General features: G+C 65.3%; 19 protein-coding genes. 12 read left to right on the forward strand and 7 right to left on the reverse strand.

Going from position 1 to position 19,769, the window contains the following annotated elements:
- Positions 1 to 22: 22 nt before the first annotated feature.
- Positions 23 to 1,150, reverse strand: a complete 1,128-nt coding sequence (gene cydB / locus QLG02_RS18980) for a cytochrome d ubiquinol oxidase subunit II (protein ID WP_039215757.1) — start codon at positions 1,148 to 1,150, stop codon at positions 23 to 25.
- Positions 1,150 to 2,721 (reverse strand): cytochrome ubiquinol oxidase subunit I, encoded by a 1,572-nt coding sequence (locus QLG02_RS18985; RefSeq protein ID WP_282465893.1) that lies wholly within the window; start codon positions 2,719 to 2,721, stop codon positions 1,150 to 1,152. Before QLG02_RS18985 ends, cydB begins: the two co-directional genes overlap by 1 nt.
- A gap of 120 nt (positions 2,722 to 2,841) precedes the next feature.
- On the opposite strand from QLG02_RS18985, the gene QLG02_RS18990 reads away from it, so the two are divergent.
- Positions 2,842 to 4,281 carry a PLP-dependent aminotransferase family protein gene (locus QLG02_RS18990; RefSeq protein ID WP_282465894.1) on the forward strand — a complete coding sequence of 480 codons (1,440 nt, stop codon included), beginning with the start codon at positions 2,842 to 2,844 and terminating at the stop codon, positions 4,279 to 4,281.
- 33 nt (positions 4,282 to 4,314) lie between these two features.
- Here QLG02_RS18990 and QLG02_RS18995 read toward each other — a convergent pair whose 3' ends face one another.
- Together QLG02_RS18995 and QLG02_RS19000 are read right to left on the reverse strand one after the other, a co-directional pair.
- On the reverse strand, positions 4,315 to 4,833 hold the full coding sequence (locus QLG02_RS18995; RefSeq protein ID WP_282465895.1) for a GNAT family N-acetyltransferase: 519 nt from the start codon (positions 4,831 to 4,833) through the stop codon (positions 4,315 to 4,317).
- Positions 4,834 to 4,971: 138 nt separating this feature from the next.
- The gene (locus QLG02_RS19000) at positions 4,972 to 5,622 is read right to left on the reverse strand and encodes a tellurite resistance TerB family protein (protein WP_039215754.1); all 651 of its coding nucleotides are present in this window, start codon (positions 5,620 to 5,622) and stop codon (positions 4,972 to 4,974) included.
- A gap of 63 nt (positions 5,623 to 5,685) precedes the next feature.
- On the opposite strand from QLG02_RS19000, the gene QLG02_RS19005 reads away from it, so the two are divergent.
- The 6 genes from QLG02_RS19005 (at position 5,686) to QLG02_RS19030 (ending at position 9,373) form a co-directional block, all read left to right on the forward strand.
- Positions 5,686 to 6,534, forward strand: a complete 849-nt coding sequence (locus tag QLG02_RS19005) for an EamA family transporter (protein ID WP_282465896.1) — start codon at positions 5,686 to 5,688, stop codon at positions 6,532 to 6,534.
- On the forward strand, positions 6,531 to 6,830 hold the full coding sequence (locus QLG02_RS19010) for a hypothetical protein (protein ID WP_024943735.1): 300 nt from the start codon (positions 6,531 to 6,533) through the stop codon (positions 6,828 to 6,830). The genes QLG02_RS19005 and QLG02_RS19010 overlap by 4 nt, the downstream gene beginning before the upstream one ends.
- Before the next feature lie 20 nt (positions 6,831 to 6,850).
- Complete coding sequence (locus tag QLG02_RS19015; RefSeq protein ID WP_043160549.1) at positions 6,851 to 7,321, forward strand: acyl-CoA thioesterase; 471 nt, start codon at positions 6,851 to 6,853, stop codon at positions 7,319 to 7,321.
- An 81-nt stretch (positions 7,322 to 7,402) separates the two neighbouring features.
- A complete protein-coding gene (rsmS, locus tag QLG02_RS19020; protein ID WP_005299504.1) occupies positions 7,403 to 7,558 on the forward strand; it encodes a pleiotropic regulatory protein RsmS in 156 nt (51 codons plus the stop codon).
- Positions 7,559 to 7,597: 39 nt separating this feature from the next.
- The gene (locus QLG02_RS19025) at positions 7,598 to 8,065 is read left to right on the forward strand and encodes a GyrI-like domain-containing protein (RefSeq protein ID WP_282465897.1); all 468 of its coding nucleotides are present in this window, start codon (positions 7,598 to 7,600) and stop codon (positions 8,063 to 8,065) included.
- 111 nt (positions 8,066 to 8,176) lie between these two features.
- Positions 8,177 to 9,373, forward strand: coding sequence for an MFS transporter (locus QLG02_RS19030; RefSeq protein ID WP_282465898.1), 1,197 nt, complete (start codon positions 8,177 to 8,179; stop codon positions 9,371 to 9,373).
- 22 nt (positions 9,374 to 9,395) lie between these two features.
- On the opposite strand, the gene QLG02_RS19035 is transcribed toward QLG02_RS19030, so the two are convergent.
- The gene (locus QLG02_RS19035) at positions 9,396 to 10,244 is read right to left on the reverse strand and encodes a LysR substrate-binding domain-containing protein (RefSeq protein WP_282465899.1); all 849 of its coding nucleotides are present in this window, start codon (positions 10,242 to 10,244) and stop codon (positions 9,396 to 9,398) included.
- A 110-nt stretch (positions 10,245 to 10,354) separates the two neighbouring features.
- On the opposite strand from QLG02_RS19035, the gene QLG02_RS19040 reads away from it, so the two are divergent.
- The 3 genes from QLG02_RS19040 (at position 10,355) to QLG02_RS19050 (ending at position 14,296) form a co-directional block, all read left to right on the forward strand.
- Positions 10,355 to 10,858, forward strand: coding sequence for a nucleoside deaminase (locus QLG02_RS19040; protein WP_252376885.1), 504 nt, complete (start codon positions 10,355 to 10,357; stop codon positions 10,856 to 10,858).
- Complete coding sequence (locus QLG02_RS19045) at positions 10,851 to 12,071, forward strand: cyanate transporter (RefSeq protein WP_282465900.1); 1,221 nt, start codon at positions 10,851 to 10,853, stop codon at positions 12,069 to 12,071. Before QLG02_RS19040 ends, QLG02_RS19045 begins: the two co-directional genes overlap by 8 nt.
- Positions 12,072 to 12,415: 344 nt before the next feature.
- A complete protein-coding gene (locus QLG02_RS19050; RefSeq protein WP_348994639.1) occupies positions 12,416 to 14,296 on the forward strand; it encodes an exotoxin A binding domain-containing protein in 1,881 nt (626 codons plus the stop codon).
- 76 nt (positions 14,297 to 14,372) lie between these two features.
- On the opposite strand, the gene rluF is transcribed toward QLG02_RS19050, so the two are convergent.
- Positions 14,373 to 15,407 (reverse strand): 23S rRNA pseudouridine(2604) synthase RluF, encoded by a 1,035-nt coding sequence (gene rluF / locus QLG02_RS19055; protein ID WP_282465902.1) that lies wholly within the window; start codon positions 15,405 to 15,407, stop codon positions 14,373 to 14,375.
- 629 nt (positions 15,408 to 16,036) lie between these two features.
- Between rluF and gdhA the strand changes: the two genes are divergently transcribed.
- Together gdhA and QLG02_RS19065 are read left to right on the forward strand one after the other, a co-directional pair.
- Entirely contained in the window at positions 16,037 to 17,383 is a 1,347-nt protein-coding gene (gdhA, locus tag QLG02_RS19060) for an NADP-specific glutamate dehydrogenase (RefSeq protein WP_254202437.1), read from the forward strand.
- Between the two features lie 198 nt (positions 17,384 to 17,581).
- A complete protein-coding gene (locus tag QLG02_RS19065; RefSeq protein WP_282465903.1) occupies positions 17,582 to 19,165 on the forward strand; it encodes an alpha/beta hydrolase in 1,584 nt (527 codons plus the stop codon).
- Positions 19,166 to 19,288: 123 nt separating this feature from the next.
- On the opposite strand, the gene QLG02_RS19070 is transcribed toward QLG02_RS19065, so the two are convergent.
- Positions 19,289 to 19,657, reverse strand: coding sequence for a VOC family protein (locus QLG02_RS19070; protein WP_282465904.1), 369 nt, complete (start codon positions 19,655 to 19,657; stop codon positions 19,289 to 19,291).
- Positions 19,658 to 19,769: the final 112 nt, after the last annotated feature.

Here is a 19,769-nt window from a genome sequence, read left to right on the forward strand (position 1 = left end):
ATGATCCTTTGGTTGAAGAGGGTTAGTAGAGGCTGTGACCGTGCTGGCGGATCTGCTGGGCGCTCATCTTGCCGCGCACCACCCGGTAGACCCAGAGGGTGTAGCCGATGTTGATTGGCATCAGCACCCCGACAATCCCCAGCATGATGAAGAGGGTGCGCTCGCTGGAGGTGCTGTCCCACAGGGTCAGGCTGCTGGACGGATCCAGCGACGAGGGCAGCACGAACGGGAACAGGGCGATGGCGATGGTCAGCATCATGCTGGCGCAGGCGCCGCCACTGGCGAGCAGGGCCGTGCGCGGCAGCTCGCGGGCGCTGGCCAGGCTGCTCACCATGGGCAGCACCAGGCCGAGCGCCGGCACGCACCAGAGCCAGGGATGGGCGACGAAGTTGGCAAGCCAGCCCTGCTGGGCCACCCCCACCTCCTTCATCAACGGGGTGAGCGCCCCGTTGATATCCCCTATCTCCAGCACCCGGTAGCCGGCCATCTGGCTGAGCCAGACGCCGCCCAGGGCAAACAGGCCGCTCGCCAGCGGGCCGAGCCAGAGGCTCTGGCGGGCGCAGCGCCGGGCGATCTCCCCCTGGGTCTTGCACTGCAGGAAGCTGGTGCCGTGCAGCAACAGCAGCGCCAGCGCCGTCCCCATGCAGGTCAACAGCAGCGGCCAGTGGAAGTCAAAGGCACCGTAGTGGATGCGAAGGGCCGCATCGAAGCGAAACGGCAGCCCCTGCAGCAAAAAGCCCAAGGTAGCGCCAAACACCAGGGTCGGCAGCAGGCCACCCACCACCAGGGCGCGATCCCACCAGCGGCGCCAGACCGGGTCCGCCAGCTTGCTGCGATAGTCAAAACCGACCGGGCGCAGGAAGAGGCCGAACAGCAGGAACATGAAGGGCACGTAGAGCGCCGAGAAGGCGGCGGCATAGACCAGCGGCCAGGCGGCGAACAGGGCGCCGGCCCCGGCGATGAGCCACACCTGGTTCCCCTCCCACACCGGCCCCACGCTGTTGAGCAGCACGCGCCGCTCCTCGTCGTTCTTGGCCACCACCGGCAGCAGCATGGCTACGCCGAGATCGAAGCCGTCCATCACCACGAAGCCGACCAGCATGAACAGCACCAGCCCCCACCAGATCAATTTCAGGGTTTCGTAATCCATCAGGCAGGACTCCCGTTTTGCAACACTTCACCTTGATAGCGACCCGTCTGCAGGCTGGCTGGCCCTTTGCGGATCACATGACGCAACAAGAACAGCTCCACCACCAGCAGGCTGGTGTAGATGAGACAGATAGAGATCAGGCTGAACCAGAGCTGGCCCGGGGTCAGCAAGGAGACGGACGCCGACACCGGCAGCACGTCGCTGATGGTCCAGGGCTGGCGACCGAACTCGGCCACGAACCAGCCCGCCTCGATGGCAATCCAGGGCAGCGGAATAGACCAGAACAGGGCCTTGAGCAGACGCGGGGATTGCACCAGCTTGCCCCGGCACAGCTGCAGGAAGGCGGCGGCAAACAGCGCCAGCAGCACCACGCCGATACCCACCATCAGCCTAAAGCTCCAGAACAGCGGCGCCACCTGGGGGATGGAGTCCGCGACTGCCTTGGCGATGGCCGCCTCGTCCGCCTTGCCAATCTCCTTGGCATAGGGGGTGAGCAAGAGGCCATAGCCCAGATCCTGGCGATGACGCTCGAAGGTGGCTCGCGCCGCCTGGTTGCTGCCATCGGCCCGCATCATCTCCAGCGCCTCATGGGCCAGCATGCCGCTGCGAATGCGCGCCTCGTGCCGCGCCTTGAGATCCTTGAGGCCCGTCACCTGCTCATCGAGGGAGCGAGTGGCGATGATGCCCATCAGATAGGGGATCTTCACCGCGGCGTGGGTGGTCTCGGCGGCCTGATCCGGAAAGCCGAACAGGGTGAAGGAGGCCGGCGCCGGCTCGGTGTGCCACTCCGCCTCGATGGCGGCCAGCTTCACCTGCTGCACCTCACCGGTGCGATAGCCCGACTCGTCGCCGAGCACGATGACCGAGAGGATGGCCGCCAGACCAAAGCCCGAGGCGATGGCAAAGGAGCGCAGGGCGAAGCGCACCTCCATGCGGCGCAGCAGATACCAGCTGCTCACCCCCATCACGAACAGGGAGGCCGCCACATAACCCGCCGCCACCGTGTGCACGAACTTGACCTGGGCCACCGGGTTGAAGATCACCGCGGCCACGTCCACCAGCTCCATGCGCATGGTCATGGGGTTGAACTCGGCGCCGACCGGGTTTTGCATCCAGCCGTTGGCGATGAGGATCCAGAGCGCGGAGAGGTTGGAGCCAAGCGCCACCAGCATGGTCACCAGCAGGTGCTGACCGCGGGAGAGCTTGTCCCAGCCGAAGAAGAACAGCCCCACCAGGGTGGACTCGAGGAAGAAGGCCATCAGCCCCTCCACCGCCAGCGGCGTGCCGAAGATGTCGCCGACATAGTGGGAGTAGTAGGCCCAGTTGGTACCGAACTGGAACTCCAGGGTAATGCCGGTGGTCACCCCCATCACGAAGTTGATGCCAAACAGCTTGCCCCAGAAACGGGTGATGTCTTTGTAGATCACCTTGCCGGTCATCACGTAGGCCGACTCGGCGATCACCAGGATCCAGGACAGCCCCAGGGTGAGGGGCACAAACAGAAAGTGGAACATCGCCGTCGCCCCGAACTGCATTCGGGAGAGGCTGACCACATCATCCAGGCTTATCATGCATGACTCTCTATGTTGCATTTAACAGACAGGTTTTCGCCCGTTAAGTACATCACGGTCCATGACACCTATAACAGATGCAGTTATAGTGAAATACACCTATAACAGTTTAACAATCCCATGTCCCTATACGGCCAGCTGGCAGATCAGCTGCAACAGCAGATAACGAGCGGCCTCTGGCAGCCGGGGGAGCGCATCCCCTCCATCCGCCAGAGCTGCAAGACCCATGGCCTCAGCCCCATGACGGTGCTGCAGGCCTATCAGCTGCTCGAAAGCCGCGGCCTCATCCTGGCGCGGCCCCAGTCCGGCTACTACGTCAAGGCCGCCCCCTCCCGCCCGGCAGTCAGCCTGCCCCAGCAGGCGCACTACAGCGGTTCAGTGGACATCAACGATCTGGTGTTCGAGGTGTTGCAGGCGAGCAAGTCGCGGGAGCTGGTGCCGCTCGGCATGGCGGTGGCCGATCCCACCCTGTTCCCCCACCCCCAGCTCGGCCGGGCGCTGGCCAGCAGCATGCGCCGGCTCGACCCCTTCAGCACGGTGGCCGATCTGCCCCCCGGCAACGAGGCGCTGCGCCGGGCCATCGCCCAGCGCTACGCCGGCGAGGGGCTGGCGGTAGATCCCCAGCAGATCATCATCACCACCGGCGCCATGGAGGCACTCTCCCTCAGCCTGCAGGTACTGACCGAGCCGGGCGACTGGGTGGTGGTGGAGTCCCCCACCTTCTACGGCGCCCTGCAGGCCATCGAGCGACTCAAGCTCAATGCGGTGGAGATCCCGGTGATCCCGGGGGGGGGCATCGATCTCGCCCTGCTGGAGGAGGCCCTCGCCCAGCGCCCCATCAAGGCGTGCTGGCTGATGGGCAATGTCCAGCACCCGCTCGGTCACACCATGCCGGATGAGCACAAGCAGGCGCTGATGGCGCTGCTCAACCGGCACGGGGTAGCGCTGGTGGAGGACGACGTCTATGCCGAGGTCTACTTCGGCCGCGAGCGGCCAAGGCCCATCAAGTATTGGGATACCAGTGGCGACAGCCTGCTGTGCAGCTCCTTTTCCAAGTGCCTGGCACCCGGCTTTCGGGTCGGCTGGGTGGTGGCCGGTCGTCACGCCGAGCGGGTGCAGCGACTGCAGCTGATGTCGACCCTCTCCACCAATGTGCCAAGCCAGCTGGCGCTGGCCGAGATGCTGCGCCAGGGCGGTGTGGATGCCCATTTTCGCCGGCTGCGCCACACCCTGGCCCAACGCCAGCAGCAGATGCGGGCCGCCCTGCTGCGCCTGCTGCCGGGGGAAGTGAGCATCTCCTCCCCCGATGGCGGCTACTTTCTCTGGCTCGAATTTGACCCGCGCCTCGACAGCCGCGCCCTGCACGCCCAGGCGCTGGCCAGCGGTTTTTCACTGGCCCCCGGCGCCCTCTTCTCCAGCAAGGGGCTGCACAACCACTGCCTGCGCCTCAACAGCTCCCATCCCTGGAGCCCGCAGTTGGAAGCCGCCCTGGTCCGGTTGGCCGAGCTTATCCATCGGCAACTGGCCGTTGTCCCCACCAAAAACAACAAGGCCCCGTAACGGGGCCCGACTGGCTTGCCCGACTTGAGCAGGCTACCTGGCGTAAATTTCTGACTGGCGCGTGAACCCCAGGGATTCGTAGAGTGCCTTGGCCCGTTCGTTGAACGACATCACCTCCAGCCGGATCTGGTGGGCACCGTGCCCCTTGCCCCACTCGTCACAATGGGCGATCAGCGCCTTGCCGATGCCTTGGGAGCGGCACCCCTCATCGACCACCACGGTGCCGATGCGGCAGATGGGCTCTTTGCTCAGAAACGGGATGGTTTCGTTGATGTCGATGCGCGCAGTCAAAAAGCCCACCACGGCCCCCTCCTGCTCGGCAACGCAAAACAGCCGCCCTTCGGCGGCGATGGCCGCCAGCAAGAAAGCCCGCTCCTCGGGGGACGGAGGACAAAAGACCTGCGGGGCCTGCTCGAAGTGGATCTCTCCTATCTGCCGGTTCAGCTCGAGGATGGCGTCGATGTCCTGCCCCTGTGCCTTGCGTATTTCCAATGAATGCTCCTTGCCTCTGTGTCCTGGCGATGATGTGCCTGAGCGATGAGACGGTCTCATCTGCTCCCTTTTGGCCGAAGAGCCATCATAGTGGCTGCCCGGCCAGACATGAAGGGGCGCAACGACCTTTGCCAGGCATCTGGAAATAACAAGGCCCCGTCACGGGGCCTTATCGACAATCCATGTACTGAGCGGGGTTCAGGCGGGAGCGCCCAGCTGGGCCACCTGCCGCTCTATGCTGCCTTTGAGGTTGTCATCGAGCTTGAGGGCGCGCGCCAGCTCGTCCAGATAGCCGCGCTCCATAAAGTGATCCACCTCGATGGCAAGCAGGGAGGCGAGGTAGACCTCGGTCGCCAGCTCCATGTCGGTCACTTCCCGCGCCAGGGCGTGGGGGTCGAGCGGGCGGGCCAGCTCGGCATCAATCCAGCGGGCCGCATCACTCTGCCCCTGTTCGGTCAGGTACTGCTGGATCTTCTGGCGCTCGTCGCCGTCGATATGACCGTCGGCCCGGGCTGCCGCCACCATGGCGCGCACCAGCAGGGCAGCTCTGGCATCCAGCGCATTGCCCTGCAGGGTATCGAGCGGCTGGGTCGGCTGGGCCGGGCTTGACTGCTGGGCCTGCCAATCCTGATAGAGCTTGTAGGCCAGCCCGCCGAGCGCCGCCGCGCCGCCCACCGCCGCCACCTTGCCGCCATATTTGCGCATCTTCTTGTTGCCAAGCAGCAGGGCCATGGCGCCGGCCGCGAGGCCTCCTTGCGCCATCCCCTTCATCTGCGCCTTGCGGCTGTCGCCGCCTTCGTTGAGCCAGCCCTTGCCAGCGCCCATCAATTGCTCCAGCATTTGTTTCATAAGACCTCCTCTTTTGCATGATTTTCCATGCTGGGCTGCGCCCACTGAACTCAAGGTGAATGGATGCCACTGCCACGCCTGATGCTGCTGACCCTGCTGACCCTGATGGCGTTCGCCGCCAACTCGGTGCTCTGCCGGCTGGCCCTGTTCGAAGAACGGATGGATCCCGCCCTCTTCACCCTGCTGCGCCTGACCAGCGGCGCCCTGGTACTGGTGCTGCTATGCGGCGCGCGCAAGCAGTCGCCCCGCCAGGGAGACTGGGGGGGCGCCCTGGCCCTGGTCACCTATGGCGCCGCCTTTTCGTTCTCCTACCTCACCCTGACGGCGGGCACCGGCGCCCTGCTGTTGTTTGCCGCCGTCCAGCTCAGCATGCTGGCACCGCCCTTGCTGCGCGGGGAGTCCCTGCCCCGGTGTCAATGGCTCGGTCTGCTGCTCGCCATGGCGGGTTTGCTGGTGTTGCTGCTGCCCGGCCTCAGTGCGCCGGATCCGCTGGGGGCGGCCCTGATGATCCTGGCCGGCATCGCCTGGGCCAGCTATACCCTGCGGGCCTCGCGCTTTGCCGATCCAATCGCCGCCAACGCCGGCCACTTTCTACGCGCCAGCCTGACAGCCGCCCTGCTCTATCTGCTGCTCGGGCAGTTGCAGACCAGCCCCGCCGCCATCGGCTATGCCCTGACCTCCGGTGCACTGGCCTCCGGCCTTGGCTATGCGCTCTGGTATCTGGTGCTGCCCCACCTTGGTCGCACCCTGGCCGCCAGCGTGCAGTTGCTGGTGCCTCTGCTCGCCGCCCTGGCCGGTCTCATCTGGTTGGATGAGTCCTGGTCGCTGCGGTTGTTATTGTCATCACTGGGCATTCTGGGGGGGATAGCCCTGGTCATCGCGGGACGCCCCCCTTCAGGAGAAAAGCCATGAAAATTGCCATACTGCTGCTCGGTTGCAGCCTCTCGGCCAGCCTGCTGGCCGCGGTAGAAGACAGGGATGCCAAACAGGCCAAGCTGGATGCCGCCTGCCAGCAGGCCCAGCAACAGCTGGTCGAACAGGGCAAGCAACAGCGGATCGACGCCTGCATCAAGGCGGGCGGCAAGGCTGCCAAATGCCAGCAGGAGTTCGCCAGCTTTGGTCAGCGCGAGGGCAACAAGCGGCCCGATCTCAACAACCTAGCCCCCTGCCAGCAGGCTGACGCCTATCGCAAGAGCTACCGGCAATGACCCTCAATCAAGGAGCACCCATGACCCCACCCCGCGAGCTAACCCTGCAGTTTCTGGCCGAGCCTGCCGACGTCAACTTCGGCGGCAAGGTACACGGCGGCATGGTGATGAAGTGGATCGATCAGGCGGGCTACGCCTGCGCCGCCGGCTGGTGCGGCGGCTACGCGGTGACCGTCTACGTGGGGGGGATCCGTTTTCTGCGCCCCATCCAGATAGGCCAGCTGGTGGAGGTGCACGCCCAGGTGATCCACACCGGCACCACCAGCATGCACCTGGCGGTAGATGTCTACAGCCGCCATCCGGCCAGCCGGGAGCGCCACAAGACCACCCACTGCATCATCATCTTCGTGGCCATAGACGAGAACGGCAAACCGAGCAAGGTGCCCCAGTGGCAGCCGGTGAGCGAGGGGGATCTTCAGTTGCAGCAGTACGCCCTCAAATTGATGGCCCTGCGCGAGCAGATCGAGCAGGAGATGCGCCAGCACCTCTAGCCGGGTCACCCACAACACCAGACAGGTCCCCATCCGGGAGCGGCCCTGTATAATGGCGTTTTCCCCGTTACGGAGTCTGTCATGTCATTGGAAACTGCCCCGCCCGAGGTCCAGCTCGCGGTGGATCTCATCGAACTGCTGGAGACCAACCGGATTGAGCCGGCCCTCGCCCTGGCGGCGCTGGCCATCGTCTCCGCGGACTATCAGCGCAAGCTCAACGAAGGCAAGGAGTGCTGAGCGCGCAGCGCTGCCACCCCATCCTGCCCAGGAGGTGTCATGACAGATCCCATCCGTATTGAAACCGGCCGCCCCATGCTGCTTGGCGGCCTGCGTCGTCACCATGCCTTCGCCCACGCCGACTTCGGCGGCCAATGGCGCGATTTCAGCGCCCTCGGCCCGCTGCCGGACCAGCTGGGCGAGCATGCCTATGGTGTCATCTGCGGCGTGACCTCCACCGAGTGCGAATACATGTGTGCGGTGGAGGTCGCCGCGCTGGAGGTGCTGCCCAGGACGCTGGGGCGGATGCGCATCGAGCCCCAGACCTATGCCGTCTTCCTGCATCAGGGACATGTCTCGACCATGCCGCACACCTGGCAGCAGGCGCTGGACTGGCTGGCGCAGTCCGCTTACCAGTCGGCCCACAAGCCCGATTTCGAGCGCTATGGCGCCGCCTTTGACCCGGACACCGGCAGCGGCGAGGTCGAACTCTGGCTAGCCGTGCTGCCGCGCCAGGTCATCGCCTGAGCATCCCGCGCTCTCTGCCCTGATAAACCGGCAAGGTTTAACCCAGACGAGGGGCTGACTCGGCGCTCGGGCAGTGCAAGGATATGGCTCCCTTACTGCCCGAGAGTTGTTATGGATAACCAGGAATGTCTCGACCAGGCCGGTCTCTGGAGCCGCTCCACCCGCATCATGACGCTGGCCTGCCTCATCGTCTTCATGGCCCAGATGGCCACCACTGTTTACCTCCCCTCCCTGCCCGTGGTGATGACGGATCTCGCCATGACCCGGCAAGGGGCCGAGCTCTCCATCTCGCTGTTCGTCATCGGCGCCGCCCTGCCGGTGCTGTTCTGGGGCGCCGCCGCCGATCGCTACGGTCGCCGCCTCCCCCTCGCCCTGTCACTCTTGCTGTTTGTCGGCCTCAGCCTGCTGCTGGCCACCACCAGCCAGGGGCCACTGCTCTTGATCCTGCGCACCCTGCAAGGGGTGGCGGCCGGCGGGGCGGCCATCATCGCCCGTATCCTGGTGCGGGATCACTGGCACGGCGACGAGCTGGCGCGCCGCCTCTCGGTGCTCTCCATCGCCTTCATCACCGCCCTCGGCGGTGGTCAGTGGATAGGCGGCCTCATCAGCCGCTATGCCCATTGGCAGCTGGGATTCGTGCTGATGGCCGGGGTTGGTGTGCTGGCGCTGATCTTGATGAGCAGCCTGCCGCTGCAGGGGCCCAATCCGGCGGCGAGCGGTGGCATGTGGGCCCGTTACGCCAGCCTGCTGCGCCGCCCCGGCTTTTTCTGGCCGGCCTGCGCCGGCGGCATCGGCTTTGCCATCACGGTGACCCTGCAGGAGGTGAGCCCCTTCGTGCTGCAGCAGGGGTTTGCCCTCGAGGTCACCACCTTCGGCAGCCTGGGGTTGCTGATCGGTATCGCCTACTTCGCCGGCGCCATGACGGTCAACCGGCGGGTCGCCCGGGTGGGAGGCCGCCAGCTGATGCGCCAGGGGGCCGCGCTCATACTGCTGGCTGCCGGCGGCATGCTGCTGCTCTGGGCTCTGGGCGCCCTTCAGGGCAGCGGTGGATTGGTGGCCATGATGACCTGCTACTGCCTCATCATCTTCGGGCAGGCGGTGCTCTTTCCCAACAGCATGGCGCTGGCGGTGAGCGATGGCCGCGAGCACGGCGCCTACGCCATGGCCCTGTGCGGCTTCCTGCAGCAGGGGGTGGCCGGGGTGGCCGCCGCCGGCGCCACCCTGGTGAGCCATCACGGTGCCTGGGCCCCGCTCGTCTTCACCCTGGCGCTCATCACTCTGCTGATCGTGCGCACCAGGGTGCGCTAAGCAGGCCCCTGCCTGCGTCCCCTCACCGCTCAGCGGGCCCCATCACCCGATCGCACAGGCTGATGAGGGCCTCGCAGAGGCGCGTGAGCGGCTCGCCGCGCTCTGCCCCCAGGTGCAGCGCCAGCTCCACCGGCGCCACCGCCGGCCAGTGGGTCAGCTCCCGCTGATCCGGCTGCAGCAAGCGCCGGGGCAGCAGGCTGACCCCGATCCCGGCGCTCACCGCCCCCTGCAGGCTGGCCAGGCTGGCGCTGACGTAGGCGATGCGCCAGCGCCGCCCCATCCCGTCGAGTGCCTCGGTCACCTGCCGCCGATAGAGCCCTTCGCTCGGGAACACCACCAGCGGCAAGGGTTCCCGCTCGCTGGCGGGCCAGGCACGGCTGTCGACCCAGGCCAGCGATTCGCGCCAGCAGGCGCGCGGCGCCCCCTGTCCCCGTGCCTGTTTGACCAGCGCCAGATCCAGCTCGCCGGCCTCGAAGCGCTGCCAGATCTCGTGGCTGAGGCCGCTGTGCACCTCCAGCCGCACCTGCGGGTAATCGCGGGCAAAGGCCGCCAGCACCGGGGCGATGGCGCCGGCGGCAAAATCCTCCGGTACCCCCAGGCTCAGTTGCAGGCTGGCCTCGGCCACCTGCTCCTCGGCCCGGGCCAGCAGGGCCAGGATGCTGCGGGCCAGCCCCAGCAGCTTTTCTCCCTCTGCCGTGGTCACCACCTGGCGACCGGAGCGGTCCAGCAGCGGGCAGCCGAGCTGCTGCTCGAGCCGCCGCATCTGCTGGCTGATGGTGGATTGGGTGAGGTGCACCCGTTCACCGGCGCGGGTAAAACTGCCGCTGTCGACGATGGCGACAAAACTGCGCAGCAAGAGGGGATCCAGCATGGCGACTCCATTTACAAAACCACTGGATGTCATTCTATCATTTAATTTCCCCATGACTGATTCCCCCGCTAGGCTGGTCTCCTCCCATCCCCTTGCCTCGAGGATCCGTCATGCCCCACTCCCTTGCCGAACCCGCCGGCTCACGCCTGATCGCGTCGCTGACCGCCAATCCCAGCCATCAGGAGTGGCTGGAGCAGGCGCTGCAACTGGCCCTTCATAACCGCCAGCAAGGAGGCCGCCCCTTTGCCGCCCTGCTGGTGCAAGGCAACCAGCTGGTGACCAGCGCCGTCAACGGCATGCACCAGGATGGCGACCCCACCCGCCACGCCGAGCTGGAAGCCCTGCGCCAGGCCAGCCAGGTCGGGCCGCTGGCGGGCGCCATCGTCTACGCCAGCGGTCACCCCTGCCCCATGTGCCTGAGCGCCCTGGTGATGAACGGCATTGCCGCCGTCTATTACGCCTTCGATAACGAGGATGCGGCCCCGTTCGGCTTTGACAGCACGGCCGCCTACCACAAGCTGGGCCTGCCCCTCGCGCCAGCCCCCCTGCCGCTCATCAAGCTGCCGAGCCCGCTGGCCGCCGCCGAGCTCTATGGTGCACCAGACCATGACTGAGGCCCGCATCGATGCGCGCCAGCAGCAGGCCCTGCTGGTGCTGGTGATCCTGATTGGGCTCAACCTGCGGCCGTTTCTCACCGCCATCGGCCCCCTGAGCCGCGACATTGCCGAGGCGCTCGGGCTTGGCATGGACACCCTGGCCTGGCTGACCCTGCTGCCACTCTGGCTCATCGGCGGCGGCGTGCTGCTCACTCCGGCCCTGCGCAGTCGCACCGGGCCGCGTCAGTTGCTGGGGGCCGCCCTGTTGCTGCTGGGCCTAGGCAGCGCCATCCGCTTCGAGGCGGCCAGCGGCGCCCTGCTCATCGCCAGCGCCGCCCTCTGCGGGCTGGGCTCGGCCCTGGTGCAGGGGGTACTGCCCGGTCTCATCAAGCAGGCCTTTGCCCAGAAGGTGCCGCTGGTGATGGGCATCTTCTCGGCCTGCATGATGGGGGGCGGGGCGCTGGGGGCAAGCCTCACCCCGCAGCTCGCCGCCCGGCTCGACTGGTCCCAGGCGCTGGCGCTGTGGAGCCTGCCGGTGCTGCTGGCCATGGGCTGGCTCGGCTGGCGGGTACGGCTGCCCGCGACGCCGGTGGCAGTGTCCGGTGGCGGAGAGCAGCGCCTCATCAGCCTGCCCCGCAGCTGGCTGCTGATAAGCTGCTTTGGCATCATCAACAGCGGTTACGGCATCGTCGTGGCCTGGCTGGCGCCGGCCTACATGGCGCAGGGCTGGAGCCCCCAGCAGGGCGGCGAGCTGGTGGCCTGGCTGGCACTGGCCCAGACCGTGAGCGGCCTCGGCCTGCCGCTGCTGGCCGCCCGCCGGCTCGACCGGCGGCCCTGGATGGGATTGGCCATCGCCATGCAGCTGGCGGGCTTTGGCGGCCTCTGGCTGGCGCCGACTGCCGCCCCCATCCTCTGGTCCATGCTGTGCGGCGCCGGGCTTGGCGGCAGCTTCTCCCTCATCATGGTCATCGCGCTCGATCACCTGCCGGACCCGCGCCGCGCCGGCACCCTCAGCGCCCTGATGCAGGGGTTCGGCTTCATGCTGGCGGCCACCGGCCCCTGGGTGGCGGCCCGCCTGCACCACCTGAGCGGTGACTTCGCCGCCGCCTGGCAGTGGCAGCTGGCCGGCCTGGTGCTGATGAGCCTGCTGGTTCTGCGCCTGGATCCACGCCGCTACCCCAGCGCCATGAAGCTGGCCACACCGTCTCCCGCCCCCACTCCCATCAGCTGATCTGTGCTCGCCTCCTCTTTCCCGAATGAGGAGGCAAGCTCACCACCTTCCAGCCTCTCCCCATTACTTGCTCGCTTTCCGGTATCGGGCCAGCTGAGCAAACCATCAGCAAAAAACTGCATATCCATTTGATTTATAACACATTAAACCTTCCCATATGGTGGGTTGCACCGCCATATGAGCCCATTAAGGTAAGGCACTCAGACGAGAATTAATCTCGTTTCGTCTGACAGGGAAGAGGCTGTATTCATCAAGGAGGAGAACGCCACGCGCCAGTGGCTTTGCTATCACTCAAAGGAAATCACATGCAGACAAACACAAAATGGGCTTCTCTACTTGGTGGCTTGGCCATGCTAGGCGGTGCCATCTCACCGGTCATGGCCGACGAGTCATTCAACCTGTGGCAGGAGTGCGCCACCCGTTGCACTTTGGATCTGGCCCAGGGGGTGCGCGCCAGCCAGCTCGATCTCACCGGCCTGCTGGGTGAACAGGCGGGGTCAGGGGTACTGCACTACTCCATGGTATTGGAGGAAGGGGGAGACAGCCTCAAGCTGGCCCTCGGCAATGCGCTGACCCTGCGCACGGATGGCACCACCATCACCCTGACCAGCGCCACCGCGGGCAAGGGCCCGCGCACCTACAGCTATACCCGCCAGGGACACGGCAACTGGTCGCTGCATTGGCTGGTTCCCGTCGGCGACGATGCGCCCGCCAGCATCAAGGTCTTCTTCCATGAGCTGGATGCTGGATCCGAGGTGAGCCATATCTCCCCCATCTACAGCATCGAAGTGAGCGACGACCTGCTGCGCAGCATGGCCAGCAACTCGACGATCTTCGTCAGGCACGTGGAAAACAATCAGATCAATCGCAGCCTCACCCTCAGTGCGGCCGGTGTCGGCTTCGTGGCGGCGCCCACCCAGCACAGCCGTCAGAAGCGCTGGAGCGAGTGGCACACCGGCAAGGTGTTGTGCCTGCTGGATCCGCTGGATGCGGTCTACAACTACCTGTCGCAGCGCACCTGCAACCTGGGTGATACCTGGGAAGGCAAGGTCTACCGGGTATTGGCCGGCGCACCCGCCTCTCACGACACCCATATCGTGCCGACCGCCATCAGTCATCGTCTGCACTTTGCCAAAGGGGACGGTCTGGCGGCCCTCACCACTCATCAGGTTTGCGCCATACCGCTTGAATCCCTGGCCAGAAGCCGTCAACCCAGAGGCTGGGAAGAGCTCAGCCAGTGTGGCTATCCGGTCCACAATCTCATCACCCTCTATCTGCTGACCCGCCTGCCATGGTCCCAGCTTGATACCGTGATCACCCAGGCGCTGGCCAACACCACGCCAGAGGATGGCTCAACGCCCCGGGGGCAGCTGGCGCAAGCCATTCGGGAAAACCCGGCCCAGGCACGGCTGGCCCTGAGCATGGCGGCCGCCCAGAGCGATGCCTTCAGCCACCAGCAGGCGGCCAATAGCCAAGAGCAGGCCGCCAGCGCCGACGTGGTCAATCTCACCTGCCCCGCCGCCGATCTCAACTGCCTGGCGCCGGCCGACAGTGTCGATGCCCTGCAGGAGCGGGACTATCCGAACGGTGCCAGCTTCCTGGGTGACGGGGATGAGGTCAGCTTCGGCACGGCCGGTACTCGCAACTGGTCGGTGACCCGTCTGGAGCAGGCCCATCGCCAGCTGCTGGCGCGCGGTTATCTCTTCGTCGGTTATCACGGCACCTTCCTCGAAGCCGCCCACAGCATAGTGTTTGAGGGAGTGCATGAACGGGATCAATCCTCCATCGCCCCCTGGCAAGGCTTCTACGTCGCCGGCGATCCGGCCCTCGCCTACGGTTACGCACAGGATCAGGAAGCGGATGCCCGTGGCCGCATCCGCAATGGCGTGTTGCTGCGGGTGTATGTGACGCGCGCCGCACTGCCCCACCTCTACGCGACCCAGCAGACACTGGCCGATCCCGGCGCCGTCGATGAGGTCGGCCGCCTGATCGGTCACCCCCTGCCGCTGCAGCTGGAAGCCATCACAGGACCGGAAGAGGAAGGTGGACGCCTGGAAACCATTCTGGGTTGGCGGCTGGCGGAGCAGGCGGTGGTGATCCCCTCCACCATACCGACGGATCCGCGCAATGTCGGCGGCGATCTTGACCTTGCCAGCGTGCCGCAGGAAGAGAGCGCCATCAGCAGCTTGCCTGATTACACCACCCAGCCCCGCGAAGACCTCTGAATCGCGGTTCATCGATACAAAAACACCGGCCTGTGGCCGGTGTTTTTTCCTGTCAACGCGGGGAGTGAGAGGGGGCTTAACGCCCCTTCTTCTGCCGCCCACCCTGACCGGCGCGCGGTTTGCCGGCGGCCGGTTTGGCCCCCTTGTTCGGGGCGCCTTTGCCTGCGCTCCCTTTGGCCGAGCCGCCTTTTGCTGCGCCGCCTTTGCCGGCTGGGCCCTTGCTTTCAAATGCCGACGGCCCCGGCACGTTGGGACGCCCGCCAATCTCGTGATCATCATCCCGGCGCGGTTTTTTGCCCGGTGCCGGCTTGCCGGCTTGTGCGGCGGATGCCTTGGGTTTACCGCCCTGCCCGGCGGCAGCTTGGCCCCCTTTGGCCGGTTTCACCTCGGAGGAGGAGTCTTCAATCAGCTTGAACAGCTCGATCAGCTCGTCGTCGGTGAGATCGCGCCACTCGCCCACCGGCAGCCCCTTGAGGCTGACGTTCATGATGCGGATACGCTCGAGCTTGGTCACCTCGAAGCCGAAGTGCTCGCACATGCGGCGGATCTGGCGGTTCAGCCCCTGCACCAGCGTGATGCGAAACACGAACGGCGCCTCTTTCTTCACCTTGCACTTCTTGGTGACGGCACCCAGGATCGGCACCCCGGCGCCCATGCCCCGAATAAACTCGTCGGTGACCGGCTTGTCCACGGTCACCAGATACTCTTTCTCGTGATCGTTGCCCGCCCGCAGGATCTTGTTGACCAGATCGCCGTGGTTGGTCAGGAAGATGAGCCCCTGAGAGTCTTTGTCCAGTCGGCCGATGGGGAAAATGCGGGTACTATGGTTGACGAAGTCGACGATGTTGTCCTTCTCGCCCGCCTCGGTGGTGGAGACGATGCCCACCGGCTTGTTCAACACGATGAAGACCAGGCTGTCCGCCTCGCGCGGCTCGATCACCTGGCCGTTGACCTTGACCAGATCCCCGGCAAACACCTGATCCCCCACCCCGGCCCGCTTGCCGTTGATGAAGACGTTGCCCTGCTCGATAAAGCGGTCGGCCTCGCGGCGCGAGCAGATGCCGCTCTCGCTGATGTATTTGTTCAGGCGCATGGATTCATCAGCCAGCATGGGTCACCTGCCACTGGCCTGCGGCCTGGATCCGGGTCATCAGGGCGGCACGCTGCCGGTTCACTAACTCAAAATTGTGCATATCATTCCATCTTCAAAAAAGGCCGCTACCGACCTGTCCGGCAAAAAGCGCCGACACATTAACATATTGCCCCCTGACACACGCCGGATAGTTGCACTCGGCCCGTCCCCTTCTCGCAAAATGCGCCCCCTGTCACGCGGCAAGCCCCCGGTATTGCATCGTCATGCGCGGCCATTCGATTGCCGCCAGCGCCGTCGAAGCCAGCATGGCAATGGCCACTTCCGCCGTTGTGCGGGGTTCTCTCGCTACGCAATAAAGATGCATGAAATATGCAATAAACGATAACCCAAGCCAAATGACAGCAACATTTTCTTGCTATTTATTAATCAAAAATGCATAAAAAGATTTTGATTCGCGCAAATTATCTGCCCCTTCCGGCGCTCTTTTCTGCTGTTTTCGGCGATTCGCACAACAATTTTCACCCAATTGCGAAAAACACCAAATATTCACCTGCATCCAGGCCTGACAAAAACCATAAATTTGGCTGCAGGGTGTGCACTTTTCTCTGGCAAGAGGCCACTTTTACCCTTCACTACAGGAGTTACAGATGAGTCATTCCCTCTCCCAGGCGGATTTTCTGGCCCAGGTCGCCAGCCGCAATCCCCACCAACCGGAGTTCATTCAGGCCGTGAGCGAGGTGATCGCCTCCATCTGGCCCTATGTGGCGCGCCACCCCCGCTACCTGCAGCACGGCCTGCTGGAGCGGCTGGTGGAGCCGGAGCGGCTGATCCAGTTTCGGGTGAGCTGGGTGGATGATCGAGGGCAGGTGCAGGTGAACCGGGGCTACCGGGTGCAACACAGCTCCGCCATCGGTCCCTTCAAGGGGGGGATGCGCTTTCACCCCTCGGTGGATACCTCGGTGCTCAAGTTCCTCGCCTTCGAGCAGACCTTCAAGAACGCCCTCACCACCTTACCCATGGGCGGCGGCAAGGGGGGCAGCGATTTTGATCCCAAGGGCAAGAGCGAGGGAGAGGTGATGCGCTTCTGCCAGGCGCTGATGCTGGAGCTGCATCGCCACCTCGGCGCCGACACCGACGTGCCGGCCGGCGACATCGGGGTGGGCGGGCGCGAGGTGAGCTACATGGCGGGCATGATGAAGAAGCTCACCAACAGCGCCGAGTGCGTCTTTACCGGCAAGGGGCTCTCCTTTGGCGGCAGCCTGATCCGCCCGGAAGCCACCGGTTACGGCCTGCTCTATTTCGTCGAGGCCATGCTGGCCAACCGGGGACAATCTCTGGACGGCATGACGGTCTCTGTGTCCGGTTCAGGCAACGTGGCCCAGTACGCCATCGAGAAGGCGATGGCCCTCGGCGCCCGGGTCATCACCGCCTCCGACTCCGGCGGCACCGTCTACGATCCGGCAGGCTTTACCCCCGAGAAACTGGCGCGGCTGATGGCGCTCAAAAACGAGCAGCGCAAGCGCATCGCCGATTATGCCCACGAAGAGGGGCTGGAATTTTTCAGCGGCCGCACTCCCTGGCACCTGCCGACGGACGTCGCGCTGCCCTGCGCCACCCAGAACGAGCTGGATGAGTCGGACGCCGCCACCTTGATTGCCAATGGCGTGCAACTGGTGGCCGAGGGGGCCAACATGCCGAGCAGCGCCGCCGCCATCCGCCGCCTGCACGAGGCCAAGGTGCTGTTTGCCCCGGGCAAGGCCGCCAACGCCGGCGGGGTCGCCACCTCGGGCCTCGAGATGAGCCAGAATGCCCAGCGTCTCTGCTGGAGCCGGGAGGAGGTGGATGCCCGCCTCAAGGGGATCATGACCAGCATCCACGCCACCTGCGTACACTATGGCCAGGATGATACGGGTCACGTGAACTACGAAAGCGGCGCCAACATCGCCGGCTTCGTCAAGGTGGCCGACGCCATGCTGGCTCAAGGGGTCTGCTGACGCCGCCAGCGACCACGAAGACGGACAGCATTACCACAGAGGGCAGCCCCGGGGCTGCCCTCTGTTTGCTTGGATGAGCCGCTCACTGTCTGTACTTATCACCTTGTTTCCCTTAGGCTTTAAGCCAGCTTTCGACCCTTAGTACGGCCGCCGTGGACGCGGGGCCGCCCCTCTTTTATCAGTGCCAAGGACTCTCCCATGCTGGCTCGCACCCGCCGCCTCGTTCGCCGCCTTCTTCTCAGCCTGCTGGGCTTGCTGTTGCTCGGCTGGGCCCTGATCGCCTACTTCGCCTGGCAGGCGGCGCCACTGCAGCCCTGGCACACCCTGGTGCCGCCCGAGCTCAGCGCCGAGCAGCTCGATGACAGCGACTGGCAGGCCTATCTGGCCCACGAGCAGCAGCTGTTCGAGCTGGTGACCAAGGAGGTGATCGCCAGAACGCCGCCGGAGCAGCAGCTCGACAGCAATCGCTACTATCAGGATGCCCCCATCAATCCGGCTCATTTTGCAACCGACTGGAACCGTTCCTATCTGCTGCGCCCGAGCGGCGAGGTAAAAGGGGTGGCGGTGTTCCTGCACGGTTTGACCGACTCCCCCTACAGCCTGCGCCACCTGGCCCAGCGCTACCGCGAGCAGGGCTTCATCGCCCTGGGGCTGCGCATTCCGGGCCACGGTACCGTGCCGGCCGGGCTGGTCGACATCGACTGGGAGACCTGGCTGGCCGCCACCCGGCTGGCGGTGCGCGAGGCCAGGGTGCTGGCGCCAAGCCCGCTGCCGCTGCATCTGGTGGGGTTTTCCAACGGCGGGGCGCTGGCGGTAAAATATGCGCTCGATGCGGAAGGTGACAAGACAGGGGCACTGGCAAGGCCGGATCGGCTGGTGCTCATCTCCCCCATGATAGGGGTGACCCGCTTTGCCCGCTTCGCCGGCCTCAAAGCGGTGCCCGCCCTGCTGCCCGCCTTTGCCAGCGCCGCCTGGCTCGACACCATGCCGGAGTTCAACCCCTTCAAGTACAACTCGTTCCCGGTCAACGGCGCGCGCCAGTCCTACCGGCTGACCCACACCATCCAGCAGCAGGTGCGTGAGCAGGCTGCCAGCGGCGAGTTGGCGGCCTTCCCGCCCACCCTAACCTTCCAGTCGGTGATGGACTACACCGTCAGTACCCGCTCCATCATCGCCGATCTCTATCACTTCCTGCCTGCCAACGGCAGCGAGCTGGTGCTGTTCGACATCAACCGCGGCACCCTGTTCGGCCCGCTGCTGAGCAGCGCCTCCGAGCTGGCGCTGAGCCACCTGCTGCCGCGCCCGCCGCTCTCCTACCGGCTGACGGTGGTAGGCAACCAGGCGCCCGCCAGCACCCGCACCCAGGCCAGCAGTTTGCCGGCCGGTGGCGGGCCTGAGCAGATCCAGCCCCTCGACATCGACTACCCCAGGGAGATCTACTCCCTCTCCCACGTGGCCCTGCCCTTCCCGATGGATGACCCCCTCTACGGCATGGCGCCACGGCCCGAGCAGCGCGAGCAATACGGCATCAACCTGGGGGGCCTGGCCCTGCGCGGTGAGCGCGGTGTGCTGATCGTCAACTCCGGCGCCCTCACCCGCACCTCCTCCAACCCCTTCTTCCCCTATCTGCAACAGAAGGTGATGCAGACGCTGACAGCGCCAGCCCTACCGCCGGCCGGCAAACAGCCAACCCCGGTCTGGGACAGCGAAGACGAGGCCGCCTATCAGGCGGAGCGGGAACAGTTTCTACAGGATGCGCAGGAGAGCGAGGCTCCCTTCTAGGGCCCTTGTCAGGACCCGTTGCGGCTGTGTGTCAGGATGGGGCTAGCACGGAGCCTTTTACCACTTGCCCCGATCGCCCCGGCAGGGCGACATCTACCGGCCGTCACCCGATGCCAAGCGCCATCAGGGATAACGGCTGATCTCAATCAGGTTCTGATCCGGATCCAGGCAGTAGACCGACTCGATGGGGCCGCAGGCCCCGCTCTTGGTCACCGGCCCTTCCACTATCGCCACCCCGTGGCAATGGAGCTGGGCGATGACCTGTTCCAGCGGCCAGCGGGTGATGAGGCAGAGATCCCCCGCGCCCACCTGCGCCCGGTTGCGCGGCTCCTGCCCCAGCAGTTGCAGATTGATCTTCTGGTTGCCAAAGCGCAGGGCCCGACGCCCAGCCCCGAAGGTGATGGCTTCCATGTTGAGCACCGAGCTGTAAAACGCCACGGCCCGCTCGATATCACTGACCGTCAATACCAGATGGTCGATATGGCTGATCATGTCCCCTCCTGGCTGATATGTGTCGATAGCGCTGGCCCGACAGACTGACCTGTGGGCGCCCTCATCATACTCAAGTACACACCCAGCATCTGTGCTGAATGGCGCAAAGATG

The sequence above is a fragment of the Aeromonas sp. V90_14 genome, assembly GCF_029967615.1.
GTDB classification, from domain to species: Bacteria; Pseudomonadota; Gammaproteobacteria; order Enterobacterales; family Aeromonadaceae; genus Aeromonas; species Aeromonas hydrophila.